Source organism: uncultured Campylobacter sp., assembly GCF_963517995.1.
In the GTDB taxonomy this organism is placed as follows: domain Bacteria; phylum Campylobacterota; class Campylobacteria; order Campylobacterales; family Campylobacteraceae; genus Campylobacter_A.
Window position 1 is genome coordinate 1 of record NZ_CAUQHQ010000053.1, and the last position, 14,968, is coordinate 14,968.

The 14,968-nt window shown below is 46.6% G+C and carries 10 protein-coding genes and 1 pseudogene; 3 read left to right on the forward strand and 8 right to left on the reverse strand.

The window, feature by feature from the left end; genetic code table 11:
• From RYL88_RS06780 to RYL88_RS06800, 5 genes and pseudogenes are all read right to left on the reverse strand, one after another.
• Nucleotides 1-1,558, reverse strand: a pseudogene (locus RYL88_RS06780) (ATP-dependent metallopeptidase FtsH/Yme1/Tma family protein); the annotation flags it as partial.
• Complete coding sequence (gene mtaB, locus RYL88_RS06785) at nt 1,545-2,834, reverse strand: tRNA (N(6)-L-threonylcarbamoyladenosine(37)-C(2))-methylthiotransferase MtaB (protein WP_314990006.1); 1,290 nt, start codon at nt 2,832-2,834, stop codon at nt 1,545-1,547. The gene mtaB and the pseudogene RYL88_RS06780, both read right to left, overlap by 14 nt.
• On the reverse strand, nt 2,831-4,414 hold the full coding sequence (locus RYL88_RS06790; RefSeq protein WP_314990008.1) for a mechanosensitive ion channel domain-containing protein: 1,584 nt from the start codon (nt 4,412-4,414) through the stop codon (nt 2,831-2,833). Before RYL88_RS06790 ends, mtaB begins: the two co-directional genes overlap by 4 nt.
• Entirely contained in the window at nt 4,411-5,448 is a 1,038-nt protein-coding gene (gene aroB, locus RYL88_RS06795) for a 3-dehydroquinate synthase (protein ID WP_314990010.1), read from the reverse strand. Before aroB ends, RYL88_RS06790 begins: the two co-directional genes overlap by 4 nt.
• A 33-nt stretch (nt 5,449-5,481) precedes the next feature.
• Complete coding sequence (locus tag RYL88_RS06800) at nt 5,482-6,885, reverse strand: TrkA C-terminal domain-containing protein (RefSeq protein WP_314990012.1); 1,404 nt, start codon at nt 6,883-6,885, stop codon at nt 5,482-5,484.
• A 35-nt stretch (nt 6,886-6,920) separates the two neighbouring features.
• On the opposite strand from RYL88_RS06800, the gene tgt reads away from it, so the two are divergent.
• Both tgt and RYL88_RS06810 read left to right on the forward strand, forming a co-directional pair.
• Nucleotides 6,921-8,057 (forward strand): tRNA guanosine(34) transglycosylase Tgt, encoded by a 1,137-nt coding sequence (gene tgt, locus RYL88_RS06805; RefSeq protein WP_314990014.1) that lies wholly within the window; start codon nt 6,921-6,923, stop codon nt 8,055-8,057.
• A 9-nt stretch (nt 8,058-8,066) separates the two neighbouring features.
• Nucleotides 8,067-8,759, forward strand: coding sequence for a CorA family divalent cation transporter (locus RYL88_RS06810; RefSeq protein ID WP_314990016.1), 693 nt, complete (start codon nt 8,067-8,069; stop codon nt 8,757-8,759).
• Nucleotides 8,760-8,865: 106 nt separating this feature from the next.
• On the opposite strand, the gene RYL88_RS06815 is transcribed toward RYL88_RS06810, so the two are convergent.
• Genes RYL88_RS06815 through RYL88_RS06825 form a run of 3 tightly spaced genes read right to left on the reverse strand, consistent with a single transcriptional unit; the run spans nt 8,866 to nt 13,366 of the window.
• Nucleotides 8,866-10,209: a TolC family protein gene (locus RYL88_RS06815; protein ID WP_314990018.1), complete on the reverse strand. Its 1,344-nt coding sequence runs from the start codon at nt 10,207-10,209 to the stop codon at nt 8,866-8,868.
• A 1-nt stretch (nt 10,210) separates the two neighbouring features.
• Complete coding sequence (locus RYL88_RS06820) at nt 10,211-12,139, reverse strand: MacB family efflux pump subunit (RefSeq protein WP_314990024.1); 1,929 nt, start codon at nt 12,137-12,139, stop codon at nt 10,211-10,213.
• Nucleotides 12,140-12,157: 18 nt separating this feature from the next.
• Entirely contained in the window at nt 12,158-13,366 is a 1,209-nt protein-coding gene (locus tag RYL88_RS06825; protein WP_314990020.1) for an efflux RND transporter periplasmic adaptor subunit, read from the reverse strand.
• A gap of 324 nt (nt 13,367-13,690) precedes the next feature.
• Here RYL88_RS06825 and RYL88_RS06830 point away from each other — a divergent pair.
• Nucleotides 13,691-14,968, forward strand: a 1,278-nt coding sequence (locus tag RYL88_RS06830) for a hypothetical protein (RefSeq protein WP_314990022.1), incomplete at its 3' end; no start/stop codon positions are given.

The following is a 14,968-nucleotide window of genomic DNA, read 5'->3' on the forward strand; positions in this document are numbered from 1 at the left end:
ATCGATACTCTCAAAAATCTCGATATGCTCGCTGATACGCTCTAGCTGCGTTTTCATCCCCGCTAAAAACGTCCCGACCTCGGCGTATGCCTCTTGTAGTAGCTCCTCGGCATCCGCCGCATTTGGTATCAAAGCGCGCCCCATACCGTACTCAAAGACCATATTTTGCGCGATCTCGCGGGCTTTTTGGATGTCGGCGCCCGAGTTTGAAAAGGTATCGTCTTTAATCATCTTTAGCGCGCTCATACCCGCCAAACAGACCTTGATGCGAGCAAACATCTGCGAGCGCGACTCTATCTCTCGCTCGGGGCGCATAAACTGCTCCTCGACGAGCGAAATTTTTTCAAATTCTATCCCAAACCAATACGCCGCCAAAGCCTTTGCGCCCTGATAGAGCGCCTGAATGCGCTTTTCCTCGTCGTTGTAGCTTAAAATCCTCTTTTTGCCGAGCAGGACTTTGTTTAAAACGCTTTCAAAATCGCTAAATTCAATTATCTCGCCGCCGCGTCTTAGCGCATTTATCGCAGCTTCGTTTACCAGCGTAGAAAGCGCCGCTCCGCTAAAGCCGACGCTAATACGCGCTACGTCCTGCGCATCTACGCTCGTGTTTTTGTCTTTTAGATAGGATTTTAAAATCTCGGCCCTATCGCTAAAATCAGGCATCGAAAGAAAAATTCGTCTATCAAATCGCCCCGAGCGCAACAGCGCCTCGTCTATCATCTCGATTCGGTTGGTCGCGGCGATAACTATGACGCCCGAGTTATCCTCAAAGCCGTCCATCTCGGTAAGCAGCTGATTTAGCGTAGCCTCGCGCTCGTCATTTCGGTTGCCGCCGCGCACCTTGCCAACGGCGTCGATCTCGTCGATAAATATGATAGAGGGCGCATACGCTTTAGCCTTTAAAAACAGCTCATGCACGCGTTTTGCGCCCATACCGACGTAAATTTGTACGAAACTCGCGCCGCTTTGGTAAAAAAATGGCACTCCCGCCTCGCCCGCGACGGCCTTTGCCACTAGCGTTTTACCCACGCCGGGAGGCCCGACCATCAGCACGCCTTTTGGCATTTTGATGCCGAATTTTTTATATTTTACGGGATCTTTTAGAAAATCCACTATTTCGCTTAGCTCAAATTTGACGTCTTTTATGCCCGCTACATCGTCAAATTTGACGTTTGAGATAGCAGGCTGCACGGAGCTAGCCGAGATATTTTCATACTCATAGACGTTTGCTTTTTGATTCTCGTTTTGAGCGGCGATTTTTTGCTTTTTAAACCTCGCATAAACCGCAAGCCCCGCAAAACAGATAACAAGTAGCGCTAAAACGGCCAAAATTTCATCCTTTTACGATGAGGTATTTACGCCCTCCCTTGGTCGTTAGCTCGATCTGGCCGCCGTCTATCGTCGCGCTCTCGATCATACCGCCCTCTAGTAGCTTTTCGTAGCTTTCATACATTATGTTTTTGGGTTGGCTTCTGCCGACGGCGATAGCTAGCAAGACCGCTAAAAGTACTGTTAGGATGAGGATTATCTTTTGTTTATTTAGCTTAAATTTGCGCATAATCTCCCTCGCTTTTTACTTCAAATTTATCTATAACCGCCCACTCTTTTAAAATTTGCTTATCCGTTTTGATTTTTACTTTGTTGTAAAATTGATCGAATCCCTCGTAAAATTCGCCGTTTAGCTGTTCGACTAAAACGTTTAGGCTCCCGCCTTTTTTGGCGTACTCTTGCCTAAATTTAAAATTATTTTCCGCTACGATTTGCTTTAAAATTTTAAGCCTAGCCTTCGCCACGTCGCCGCTAACGTCCATCTTCATATCCGCCGAGTGCGTGCCGGTTCGCGGCGAATACGCAAAGCAGTGCAAATGCGTGAGCGGAAATTTTTTAAAATTTTCTAGTGCCTCGCTCCATATCTCCTTGCTCTCGCCGGGATGCCCCACGATATAGTCGGTTCCTAGCGCAAAGCCCATCTGGCTAAGCTCCAAAAACAGCTCCAAATCCCTAAAAGCCTGATTTCGCCGCCTCATGATGCGTAGCATCGCCTCGCTCGTATGCTGAAGCGCGATATGCAGATGCCGCTCCAGCCAGCTCTCTTTTAAAATCTCGCGAAAGCTCTCGTCTATTTGGCTAGGCTCTATGCTGCCTAGCCTTATGCGCTTTATGCCGCCTATTTTACCGAGCCTGCCTAGCAGTCGCCCTAGGCTTGAACCCGTATCCTTGCCGTAGCTGCCGATGTTTGTACCCGTTAGCACCAGCTCGTTATAGCCGTTATAGGCTAAAATTTTAGCCTCGCGCAAGATCGCTTCCTCGTCCATACTGCGCGCCTTGCCGCGAACGGCGGGGATGATGCAGTAACTGCAGGCAAAGTCGCAGCCCTCTTGGATCTTGATAAAGGCTTTGGTGTGATTTTCGTAGTTCGTTACGATATTTTTGTCGATACTTTTTAAATTTCCCAGCTCGAAAAACGGATCTTGAGACTTTAGCAGCGCATTTATATCTTCTTTTTTACTCGCGCCTATCACGCCAAAAACCGCGCTTTTGTTAAACAGCTCCTTGCCCTTGCTCACAGCGCCGCAGCCCGTTAGTATCACTCTAGCGCCTCGCTTTTTTATACCGTTTATGTAGCTGCGCGCGCCGCTATCTGCGGAGTTTGTGACCGTGCAGGAGTTTACCACTACGATGTCGGCTTCGTTTTCGTCGCTAACGATATCGTAGTCTTTGACGTAGCTTTTCATCAGCTCGGTGTCGTAGATGTTCGTGCGGCAGCCGAAGGTTTTAAAAAACACCTTTTCTCGGCGCGGCTCTTGCGGGGTCAAATTTGAGCTTGATTTCATATTTCCTCGCCGCCTTCGCCTATCGGCTTTGACTCGCCGGCTTTTACGCGTCTATCCATGTAAATAGTCTGCGTAGGATAGGCTATCACGATGTCGTCGTGGCTAGCTATAGCCTCCATGATCTCCGCGCTTATCGTACTTCGCAAAGATAGCGTAGCAAAGGTATTTGCCATATACCAGACCGAAATTTTCACGCCGTAAGGCTCGATAAAGGTAAATACGCGCGGCTCGACGTTTGGATTTTTGATGCTGTATTGATTTCGCAGCTTGCTCATTTGTTTTTTGGCGATTTCCGTGTAGCCTTTTGAGTACTTTCGCGCGATATCTTTGATGATGTGAGCGGCTTTTTTGTGATTTGACTCAAAGCTGAAAACCACGTCTATACCGTCCCAGACGGTCTTCATACTGTGGTGCGAGTAGTTTGCGATTAGATCGGTGAAGATATAGTTATTGGGCACGAATATAATTCGCCCAGCCCTGCGGTTTGAGTTTACAGTAACTATCGTGACGTCCTCGTAAATAGTCATCCTAAGCAGCGAGATATCTATGATATCGCCTACGACGTCCTCTCCGTCTTTGCGTACCTTTATGCGGTCGCCGACGTGAAAACTACCGCCAAAAACGATGACCGTCCAGCCAAGCATACTCATAAACATATCTTTCATAGCAATCGCGATACCCGCAGACGCAAAGCCTAGCACAGTGACTAGATAGGTTACGTTTTCTATATAGGCAAAAAGCAAAATCACGACGATTAGCGTGATATTTACGAGATTTATAAATTTATTCGCCGTGTAGAGGCGCTCGTTATCCGTGATCGTTTTTTTAATGATAAATTTAAACAAAAACGAAAGCGCTACCGAAGCGATTATAAAAATAACGATGTCAAGCGCCTTTTTCATCTGCGCTTTTATATCCTCGCTCGTACGATTTATCGCCTCGTTTACTCGCTTTTCGTATACGCCGTAAGTAGTCTTTGCGATATCGGCCGCCGCATTAAATTCGGTAAGCTCCTGCCTGGTCTCGTTTAGCTCGTCTAAAAACTGCGCTTCGTCGCTTAGCTTTACGATTTGAGATAAAATTCGCTCTTTTTTGCCCAGCTCGTCCGCGGTTTTAGCAAGCCCTTCCAATCTGTTTTTGTATTCGTCTTTTTCGCTTTTAAGCTGCTTGATGTACGAAAAACCGGGGATTACCGCGACGGGATTGGTTATCTTTTGTAAAATTTCAATCTCTGGAGCCGTTATCATGCTGGAAAACGGAGCTTTTTGAAACTCCTTTAAAAGCTCGATCTGCTCTTTTAGCGTGCTTTGCTTTTTTTGCAGCTCGAGCACTTTTTCCGTATTTTTGGCCTGTTTTTTTATCGCGGCTTCCGTTTCTTCTAGCTCTGCGCTTAGCTTTTGATAGGTGTTGTAGTTTGAGTAGCGAGTCGCCCAAACGTTATCGGATAGCTTGGACTCTATGGTATCTAGCGAGCTTTTTAGCTCGGCTAGTTGAGCGTCTTTTGCGCCGTAGTCGTCGGGGATATCGTCTACCGCCCAAACCGCCGCCGCGACAATTAAAATAAATAAAATTTTTCTCATTCAAACTCTCTTAAAACGTCCATCACGAGCTCGCGCGGCACGTCTTTTCGTATCTCGTATGCGCCGATACCTCGCGGCAGGATAAATTTGATCGCTGAGTTTTCCGCCTTTTTATCAAGGGAAAACGCCTCGTAAAAGCTGCTTGCATTTGGCACCTTGTAGCTTATCGGCAGGCCGAATTTAACTAAAAGCTCCGCCACGCGCGCCTTTTGCTCCTCGCTCATAAGGCCGAGCTTCACCGCTAGCGCGTTAGCCATATTCATACCGATCGCCACCGCCTCGCCGTGTAGATATTTTTTATAGTTCGTTTCGTTTTCTATCACGTGAGCGAAGGTGTGGCCGTAGTTTAGCACCGCACGCACGCCTTTTTCGCGCTCGTCGGCCTCTACGGCGGCGGCTTTTATCTGCACGCAGCGGTAGATCAAATTTTGCAAATTCGCCTCATCCGTCAAATTTGCATCCTCCATCCACGAAAATAGTTTTTCGTCAAAGGTTACGGCCATCTTTACGGCCTCTGCAAGGCCTGCTGCAAATTCGCGCTTTTCAAGCGTCTTTAAAAACCAAGTTTCACAGTAAACGGCGCTAGGTTGATAAAACGAGCCGATTAGATTTTTGCCGAATTTATTATTTACGCCCGTCTTTCCGCCCACGCTAGCGTCTACTTGGGCTAGCAGAGTAGTCGGGATATTTATAAATTTGATCCCGCGCTCAAAAATGCTCGCCGCAAAGCCCGCCATATCGCTCACCACTCCGCCGCCAAGCGCGATGATCACGCTACTTCGGTCGAGGCGGCTAACGAAAAGCTGCTCTAAAATCGTCTCGATAGTTTGCATATTTTTATACTCTTCGCCGTCTGGGACGCTGATGATAAATTTTTGCGGACAATCTATGCGCGAGAGTAAATTTTGCAGATAAAGCCCGCCTACCTTCGCGTTGGTTACGATTGCGACTTTAGCGCCGAATTTAAGCTCATTTAGCTCGTTTATATAGACGCCGTAGCCTGGCTTGCCGTCAAATTTTATATCTATTTTCATCTTATTCTCCGCTTTTATTTTATCCAAAATAGCCTAATTTATCGGTATAAAAATTTGATAATTATCGCTAAGGCGCGAGTACAAACGGTTCATGTCGTTTGAAAACGCCGCAAACGGATCGGGTCTGCTTATTTTTTTGCTAAAAGGCACGAACTGAAGTAAATTTTGCTCGTTTTTTAGCTTTAAAATAGGATTTATATTTCTATCCTCGACTATCTCGACCTTGCGTCCGAAAATTTTAGAAAGGCTATCAAAATGCTCCTCCGCGCCCTCGCCGCCGCTAAGCGTGCCGAAGTGATATAGCGAGATTTGCGTATCTAGCTGCGCGCAGCAGTCCATGATGACGGCTGATTGGTTTTCTATCTCGTCGCCAAAACCGCTACTTAGTATCACGCCTTTTTTTATCTCGTCCGCGTCGCCTCGGCCGATAGTCGCTACCGGCCTTTTAAGCTCAAAAAGCATCCTTTTATGAGCCGAGAAAAATTTATTATCGGTTACTATTAACCCGACGTCGTTTTTAAATACGTCGTTTTTTATCTGTTCTACGCCGCGACCGAAAAAATCAAACGTTACCGCAACCCTCTCGTCTCCGACCGATTTTAGCTTCTCGTAGGCTAAATTTAACGTCGGATTTACGACCTTGACGTAGAGGCGTTTGCTATTTAGCTTCTCGTGCAGTTTTAGGCTCTGTTCTAGCAGCCGCAAACAAGCCTCTTCGCCCATAGCGCGCATATCTAAAAACAGATAAGTGTTATGTCCAAATGGGCTTGGAAACTGCCCCGTTTCTTTTTTCACGCTTCTAAATACGCTTAAAAGCACGCTAGGCTCGCCTACTATGAGTAAAACGTCGTTTGGCAGGATCATTAAATTTGGCTTTGCGATCATGAAATTTGAGCCCCTATAAACCATCGCGATACGCCATTTTTTTTGCGTTATGGAGCTGATATGACGGTACATAAACGAGCTTCCTACGGGTACTTTGACTTCCATTATTTCGCCTTGTCCAAGCCCCACGTTATCGGCTACTACGGGGATATCTGGCAAATAATCCATGAGTCTAGCCGTCACGATGCCTCGCCCGTCTAAAACCGTCAGGTGCGAGTCGTCCTCCAACCCGCCTAGCCCCCAAAGATCAAGCATCAAAATTTCCGTTTTTTTACTGATTTGACGCAGATTGTTATAGACGCTAACCGTCTCAAAGCCGTCTTTTTGCATTATCATAAACTGGCTAAAATAGCCGCTGACTACCTGCTTAAGACGGTCAAAACTCGTCGGATCGAAGCGGTAAAAGGTAAAATTTTCTAAATTTTCCCCTCCCAAAATCTCCTCGTCCATAGCGATAACCGTGTAGTGATGAGCGTTATTTCGCGCTACGAATAGTCTTTCTAAGAAATATTTAGCTACAATGCCGTCCGCAACTATCAAGATATTTTTCATTAAAACTCCAAATTTAAAGGGACTATTATATCAAAATGACTTTTAGTATAGATAAAACGGACGGCGCGGCGCGCGCGGGCACGCTAACGACCGCTCACTCGACGATCAAAACGCCCGTGTTTATGCCAGTTGGTACCGTAGGCGCCGTAAAGAGCCTAGACGCCGTGGATATGATGCAGATTTTAGACGCCCAAATCATCCTAGGCAACACCTATCACCTCTACTTGCGCCCAGGCAGCAAGGTCGTAAAGCAGCTCGGCGGTCTGCACGGCTTTACTAAATTTAACCGCTCGTTTTTAACCGATAGCGGTGGCTTTCAGGCCTTTTCGCTAAGCAAAATCTCAAAACCCGATGAAAACGGTATCAAATTTAAAAGCCACATCGACGGCAGCGCGCACTATTTCACGCCACGCTCGGTGCTAGACACCCAGTACGACCTAAACTCCGACATCATGATGATCCTTGACGATCTAGTAGCGCTTCCGGCTGAAAAAAAGCGCGTGGAGCTAAGCATAAAACGCACGATAAAATGGGCGCGCGAGGCGGTAGATTATCATAAATTTAAGCAAAGTAAAGGCGAAGGCCTCACGCAAAATATATTCGGCATAATCCAAGGCGGCACTGACGAGGCGGCACGTATATTTTGCGCCGAGGCTCTGTGTGAGATGCCCTTTGACGGCCTTGCCATCGGAGGTCTTAGCGTAGGCGAGAGCAACCAGGAGATGTATGATACCGTGCAGGCCGTGATGCCCTATATCGACGCGGCGCGTCCGCGATATCTCATGGGCGTAGGCACTCCTGAAGACCTAGTAGAAAACGTGGCTCGCGGCGTGGATATGTTTGACTGCGTGATGCCGACGCGAAACGCTCGCAACGGCACGCTATTTACGAGTTTCGGTAAGATAAATATCAAGTCCGCAAAATTTGCCACAGACCGCACTCCGATAGATCCAGAGTGCGACTGCTACGCGTGCCGCAACTACTCGCGCGCCTATCTTAGCCACCTATACCGCGCGGGCGAGCTGACGTTTTTCCGTTTGGCAAGCCTACATAACTTGCACTATTACCTAAATTTGATGCGTCAGATGAGAGAAGCGATAACGGCGGGCGAATTTGAAAAATTTAGGCGAAATTTCTACGCCGCGCGCGGTAAAGACGCGCCGAGCATATAAGGCAAAACGATGAGCGAGCGCGATATCTCGGGATACTTCTACGGCGAGGAGTGCGAGTACGTCTATCTCGTGACGGACGGCAGCGAACAAAACTATAAATTTATCTTTAAAGACGACAAAATTTACGCACAGGACGGCAGCCAGAGCGGTGCGGAGGAGTTTATCCGCGTAGTAAAAAAGATAACGAGCGAGTTTCGCGCCAAGATCGCCGAGCACTCCGCCCAGCTTGAAAGCTACGAGAAAATTTACGCGGGCAAGAGGGATTTTACTAAATTTATCAAAAAGCACGCGATTTTAAAATATGAAATACGCAAATTTCAAAACAAAATTTCGCACTTTTACGAGGCTCTGGCGATCTGTCAAAACGAAAGACCCGAGCTTAAAAAACAGCTCAAAAACTACGTCTACGAAGCCGGCGTGCTAAAAAACGCAGCCTGCGAAAACGCCGCCAGGATAGACGATATCTACGCGCACATACAAAGCCTAAAAAACGACAAAATCAACCGAAACATCTACATCCTGACGCTACTTTCGGCGCTATTTTTGCCGCTAAATTTTATCACGGGATTTTTCGGGATGAATACGAACGGGATGTTTTTAAACGGCTTTCAAAACGGCACGGTGATCGTCGCCGGATCTATGCTTGCTCTTTTTGCGACGCTAGCGGGGCTGTTTTATTTTCTAGGCAAACGGCGCGAGTAAATTTGCAAGGCCATTTACGGCTAGCTAAATTTAACTAGCCGCCAAATTCGCCGCAAATTTAACGCGCCCCAAAAAACCGCAAATCAGGCGCGCGGCGTAGTCAAATTTACTCCGCTTTTCCAGCCGTCGCTTTATAGATACCGATTTCGTCTTGCAAAATTTTATATTTTTGAGCTAGCAGGCTGATCCTGCCTTCAAGCAGCGAATTTTGCGCCTCCAGATAGTTTTTTAGCTCCGTTTTGCCGTAGTCGTATTTGAGTTTGTATATGTCGCTGATAGAGCTTAAATTTCGCAAATTTTCGTTTAAATTTTGCAAAACCGCCTCGTCTTTTTGCAGATTTTTATAGCCGGCGTCGATCTCGTTTAGCGCGGTAGTTAGCGTCTGCGCGTAGTTTAGCTTCATCGTTTCAAACTCAAGCTCGGAAATTTTTAGCTTTGATTTAAGCTTAGAGTAGTTTAAAAACGGCAAATTTATCGCGATATTTCCGCTTAAGAAATTTAGCTTAAGCCCTTCGCTTGCGCTATCTCCGCTACCGCTAAGACCAGCTCCTACCGTGATGCTTGGGTAGAAGTTTTTTTGGCTAACCTTGACACCTAAAAGCGCCTCTTTGATGCGCGAGATCGCGGCTTGCAGGTCTGGACGCGCACCTATAACGTAAAGCGGCACGTTTAAATTTACACCCTGCGGCTGGATATCGCTTAAATTTCCGCTCAAATTTAACTCAAACTCTGACCTAACGTTTAGCAGATTTCTTAGCGTTTTTTCCGCCGCATCAAGGCTCTTGCTTGCGTTTAAAATTCTATTTTTAGCCGAGATTACCGAGCTTTTTACTTGCTTTAGGCTTAGCTCCTCTTCTTTGCCCAGCTCAAATTTAGCCTTTACGATAGCTTCTAGCTCTTCGTAGTTTTTTAGCGTTTTTTCGTATAGATTTATGCTCTCTTTTTGATATTTCGCTTCAAAATACGCGTCCGCGACGGAGTTAATAAGCGCGAGTCTGGCGGCCTCTAGGTCGTATTTAGTCGCATTTGCCTCCCACATGGCGGCGTCTGCGGAGTTTGCGAGCTTGCGCCACAGATCGATCTCGTAGCTTAGCGATATGCCGCTTTTGTAGCTCTCGCTCCAGCTGTCGCCAGTTTTTATATTTTTATCCGTTTGCGCACCCAAATTTGCGTTAAAGCTAGGCACGAGATCGGCCTGCAAGACGCCTGCTTGAGCTAAGGCTTTATTTACCGCGATAGCTGATTTTGCCAGATCGATATTATTTTTTAGCGCAAGGCCGATTAGCTCGTTTAGGCGCGCTTCGCCGTAGCCCGTCCACCACTCGCGGTTTATTTTTATATCGGCGCTTGCGTCCTCTTTTAACAAAATTTGCTCGTAGTTTTCGTTTATCTGCGTTACAGCGCAGCCGCCGAGCAAAAAGGCGGCTAGGATTATGGAGATTTTTTTCATTTTATTCCCTTGTTAGAGCGTCGATCGGATTTAGCTTTGAGGCGCTGCGAGCTGGCATGTAGCCAAATATCACGCCTATCGCGCTAGAAACGACGAGTGCTACCACGATAGAAGTCTGCGAAAATATCATCTTGACGCCGGGCGCGAAATTTTCCGCTAGATAGCCGATGCCAAAGGCCGTCCCAACGCCGATGAGTCCACCGATGAGACACAGTAGCACCGCCTCGATCAAAAACTGCTCGAGGATATTTCCTTGACGCGCGCCGATCGCCATCCTGATGCCGATCTCTTTGGTGCGCTCGGTTACGGAAACTAGCATGATATTCATCACGCCGATGCCGCCCACTAGCAGCGAGATAAAGGCGATACAAGAGATCAGTAGCGTCATGGTTCTAGTAGTCTCCTCGATCGTTTTTTTGATCGTGTCGGAGTTTCTGGTAAAAAAGTCCTTTTTGCCGTGCTTTGCGGTTAAAATTTCAGTTAAACTCTGCTCGGCGATTTGCGCGTTTACGTTATCTTTTACCTTAACCGTGATAGATGACAGGTGCCTATCGCCGGTTAGTTTGTTTATGACCGCGGTATAGGTAGAAAACGTACGCAGAGTGCTGGAGTCTGCGAACATATTGTCGTTTTTTGCCACTACGCCGATGATTTTAAAGGGGCGTTTGTTAAAAAGCACGGTCTTGCCTAACGGATCTTCGTTTGCGAAAAACTGCTCCCTAGTTGGCTGATCTATCACGATAACCGACGCCGACTCTGCGACCTCTTGGGCGGTAAATACCCGCCCGGCCTCTACCTTGTAGCCCATGACGTTTAGGCTCTCCTCGCTGCCACCCCTGATCGTAGCCGAGGCTGATTTGTTGCCGTAAGTGAGCGTGCCGCTAGCGGAGGCGTTTGGCGTGACGCTATCTAGATAGTCTTGCTTAGATAGCATTGCCGCGTCGCTAACGGTCAAATTTTTCACCCGTTCCGAGCGCATATCGCCAAAACCCTTGCCGTTTAGGATATCGATCGTGTTTGTACCAATACCGCGGATATCTGAGAGGATCTGCTCCTGCGAGCCCTGCCCAAGTGCCACGACGCAGATGACCGAGGTGATGCCGATGATGATGCCAAGCATCGTTAGCGCCGAGCGCAGTTTGTGGCTAAGGATCGCATTTATCGACATTTTAAAGCTCTCGATAAACTGATCTTTGTAAAAGCTAAAGATATTTTTTTGCTTTGGCGCCTGTTTTTCGGAGGCGAAAATTTCCTCGCTTTTTACCGTATCGCTCAAAATTTTACCGTCTTTTATCTCGATGACGCGGTTTGCGTATGCGGCGATATTTGGGTCGTGCGTGACGATTATGATAGTGTGGCCTTGTTTGTGCAAATTCGTTAAAATTTCCATCACCATGAGGCCGCTTTTGCTATCTAGCGCGCCCGTGGGCTCGTCCGCTAGGATGATCTCGCCGCCGTTAATAAGCGCCCTAGCGATCGAGACTCGCTGCTGCTGTCCGCCGCTAAGTTTACTAGGCAAATTTTGCAGCTTTTCGCCAAGTCCCAGACCTTCTAAAAGCTCGCCGGCCTTTTTCTCGCGCTCTTTTTTAGAAACACCCGCATACACGCTAGGCAAAGCCACGTTTTGCAGCGTAGTTAGAGTAGATAGAAGGTTATAGCGCTGAAATATAAAGCCGAATTTTTCTCTGCGCAGACGCGCTAGCTCGTCGCCTTCAAATTTAGATATGTCGCGCTCTTCTAGCAGATACTGCCCGCCGCTTGGGTTGTCTAGGCAGCCAAGGATGTTCATGAGCGTAGATTTTCCCGAGCCGCTTTGACCGATGATAGCGATAAACTCGCCCTTTTTTATGGTTAAATTTACGTCTTTTAGCGCGTCAAATACGTTATCGCCGAGTTTAAATTTCTTGCTTAAATTTTTAAGTTCTATCAAATTTTTCAAGACTTAGCCTTAGAACTTCATTCTTCTTTTTTCTTTTTCGAGCATTTCGCTGATTTCAGCCGCCGAATTTTGCTTCGTTACGACCTCCTCGCCCTCCTCTACTCCGCTTAAAATTTGAGTTTTTAGGCTATCGATTAGTCCCGTTTGCACCTCTCTTCGCTCCGCTGTTTCTAGCCCGTTTTTGTCTCTTTTTAGCACGTAGACTACGCTTTTGCCCTCTTCGTTTTTGACCGCTATTGAGGGCACTATGACGGCGTCTTTAGCGCTATCTAGGATGACTGTGTTTTGCGTAGTCATACCGATCCTTAGTGTGCCGTCAGGATTATCTACCACGGCCTTAGCGTAGTAGTAGATCGCCGAGCTGCTAGAGCTTGAGGTAGTAGAGCCCGAGCGTGAGGTGGTTTTGTATTTGCCGTTACTTAGCGTGGTTAGACCGGGATCTATCGAGCTTATCTGAGCATGAAATTTACGATTCGGCTCGGAGAGTATCGAGTATTCGACTTTTGAGCCGACTTTGATTTTAGTTATGTCGCCCTCGGCGATCTCCATTTTTAGCAGCACTTTGCTTAGATCGGCGATATTTACGATAGTGGGCGTAGTTTGGTTTGAGTTTACGGTTTGCCCCTCCTCTACCTGCACGGAGACCACGACGCCGTCTTTTGGAGCCGTGATTTTAGTGTAGCCAAGGTCTATCTGAGCGGTATTTAGAGAGATTTTGGCCTGCGCGACTTGCGCCTCGATCTCTTTTAGCGAGGCTTCGTTTGCGGCTAAGGTATTTTTGGCGTTTTCAAACTCCTCTTTTGAGGTTGCGTTTTTAGCAAAAAGCTCTTGCTCGCGCTTAAATTTGGTCTTTGAGATATCAAGCGCGACTTTGGCTGAATTTAACTTCGCTTCGTAAATCCCGAGCTGGGCTTTTTTAGTATCTACGTTGTTTTGCTGAGTCGCGGAGTCGATTTCTGCTATCATATCGCCGGCTTTTACGACGTCGCCGAGTTTGACGTAGAGCTTTTTGATCTGGCCGCCCACCTGCGCGCCCACGTCGATTAGCTCGGTAGCGTAGATCTCGCCGTTACTTTCGATGCTTTTAACCAGCTCGCCTCGAACGGCTTTTGAGGTAATAAACTGATCGCCCTGTGGAACGTTATTCTTATCGTAAAAATAATAGCCCGCACCCGCCAAAATAGCTGCTATGACGATAAATTTGATAAATTTCTTCATTTTTCTCGCTTTATTTAATTTAAAATGCGCGATTATATACAAAAAAGCGTTAAGGCGATGTTAAAAAGAAAATATAACAAAAAGACATAAATGTTGCCTACAAATAGGCTGAAAATCGGCATTGCGTCGGTATCGCAAAAAAATATTAATTCAAAAATATACATAAAATACATAAGAATATATACTCCTTTTGGCACACTTTTGGCACATTTTTTTAAGATATATTTAAGTATATTCTAAAATATTCTTAATATTTTGCTATATAATTTTTTGCTTTTTTTAGGAAGTTTTTATGCTACCTTTTTAAGCAAAAAAGGACGCTATATGAACCTATCTCCTGAGCTATATCTCAAATTTGCTAAAGACGTTGAACCTGAAATTTTTGAAAACAAGACGCCTAAATTTCACCTCGAAATTATCCGCTTTATCGACGGCGACGGACAATACAAGGCCGTGGCAGTTTTTCGCGGCGCCGGCAAGACCACCCTACTAAATAAAATTTACGTATTAAGCCGCCTTTATTTCGCCGCCGAGCCTTTTATCATGATCGTTTCGGCCAACGAAGACAAGGCTACGGCGTTTTTGGAGGCCATCAAAGGCAGTATCGACAAAGCGGCTGCTAAAGGTTACGCCATAGCCCGCGGTAAGGCTTGGAATAAAGGGTTTATCGAGGTTATTATAAATCAAGGCATGAAGGATGAAAGCGGCAAAAGTATAGAGAAAAAATGCTACGTCGTCTCTCTCTCGGCCGGGCAAGATCCTCGCGGTATGAATATCGACAACATGCGCCCTACGCTACTAATCATAGACGACCTGGAGAGTAAAGTCGGTAGATACCCTATCGATTCAAACGCTAACCGCCAAAAGCTTCGCAGCTGGTTTTATGCCGACTTGCTCCCTACTCTACACCCTACGCGCGGCAAAGCCGTAATACTAGGTACTATACTGCACGAAGACAGCATCCTAAACAACATCGTAAACAACACCGAGGAAATGGATGCCAAACAAGACTGGGTTTACATAAAAATCCCTATCATCAGAAACGGCGTAAGTTCATGGCCGTCTCGCTTCCCGATGGAAAAAATCAAAAAGATACAAAGTACCCTAGTCTCAAAAGGGCTGGCAAATGAATTTTATCAAGAGTATATGTGTGCCGCGATCGACCCGCAAAAGGCCATATTTAAGCGCGAATATTTCAGGTATTTTAAGGGCGTGGAATACAGAGCAAATGAACCGTTTACCACCGTTACGGTAACCGACGGGGTAAATAAGCAAGAGCTAAAAATCAGACGAGCAAACAAAATTGAGCTGGAGGGCGGAGAGAAAATTTGGCTAAAAGAGTGTCAAATTTATACCGTGGCCGACATATCAAGCGGCAAAGGCAGAGACCAGACCGCCTATGTTACCTTTGCGATAGATAGGCAAAATAGGCTCTTTATTATCGACATCACGAGCGGATACTTTACGCCTTTTGAGCGAAGCTTGCAAATTATCGAAATTTATCTCACGTTTGACCCGGCGCGCATCGGCATAGAAAAGGCCGGCATGCAAAACGACTTTTTCTACACGATCGACACTATCCAAAAGCTAACGGGCGTAAAT

Coding starts and splice junctions, on each gene's coding strand:
- mtaB (WP_314990006.1), bottom strand. CDS start 2,834: ATGAAATCAAGCTCAAATTTGACCCCGCAAGAGCCGCGCCGAGAAAAG.
- RYL88_RS06800 (WP_314990012.1), bottom strand. CDS start 6,885: ATGAAAAATATCTTGATAGTTGCGGACGGCATTGTAGCTAAATATTTC.
- RYL88_RS06810 (WP_314990016.1), top strand. CDS start 8,067: ATGAGCGAGCGCGATATCTCGGGATACTTCTACGGCGAGGAGTGCGAG.
- RYL88_RS06825 (WP_314990020.1), bottom strand. CDS start 13,366: ATGAAGAAATTTATCAAATTTATCGTCATAGCAGCTATTTTGGCGGGT.
- RYL88_RS06815 (WP_314990018.1), bottom strand. CDS start 10,209: ATGAAAAAAATCTCCATAATCCTAGCCGCCTTTTTGCTCGGCGGCTGC.
- aroB (WP_314990010.1), bottom strand. CDS start 5,448: ATGAAAATAGATATAAAATTTGACGGCAAGCCAGGCTACGGCGTCTAT.
- tgt (WP_314990014.1), top strand. CDS start 6,921: ATGACTTTTAGTATAGATAAAACGGACGGCGCGGCGCGCGCGGGCACG.
- RYL88_RS06790 (WP_314990008.1), bottom strand. CDS start 4,414: ATGAGAAAAATTTTATTTATTTTAATTGTCGCGGCGGCGGTTTGGGCG.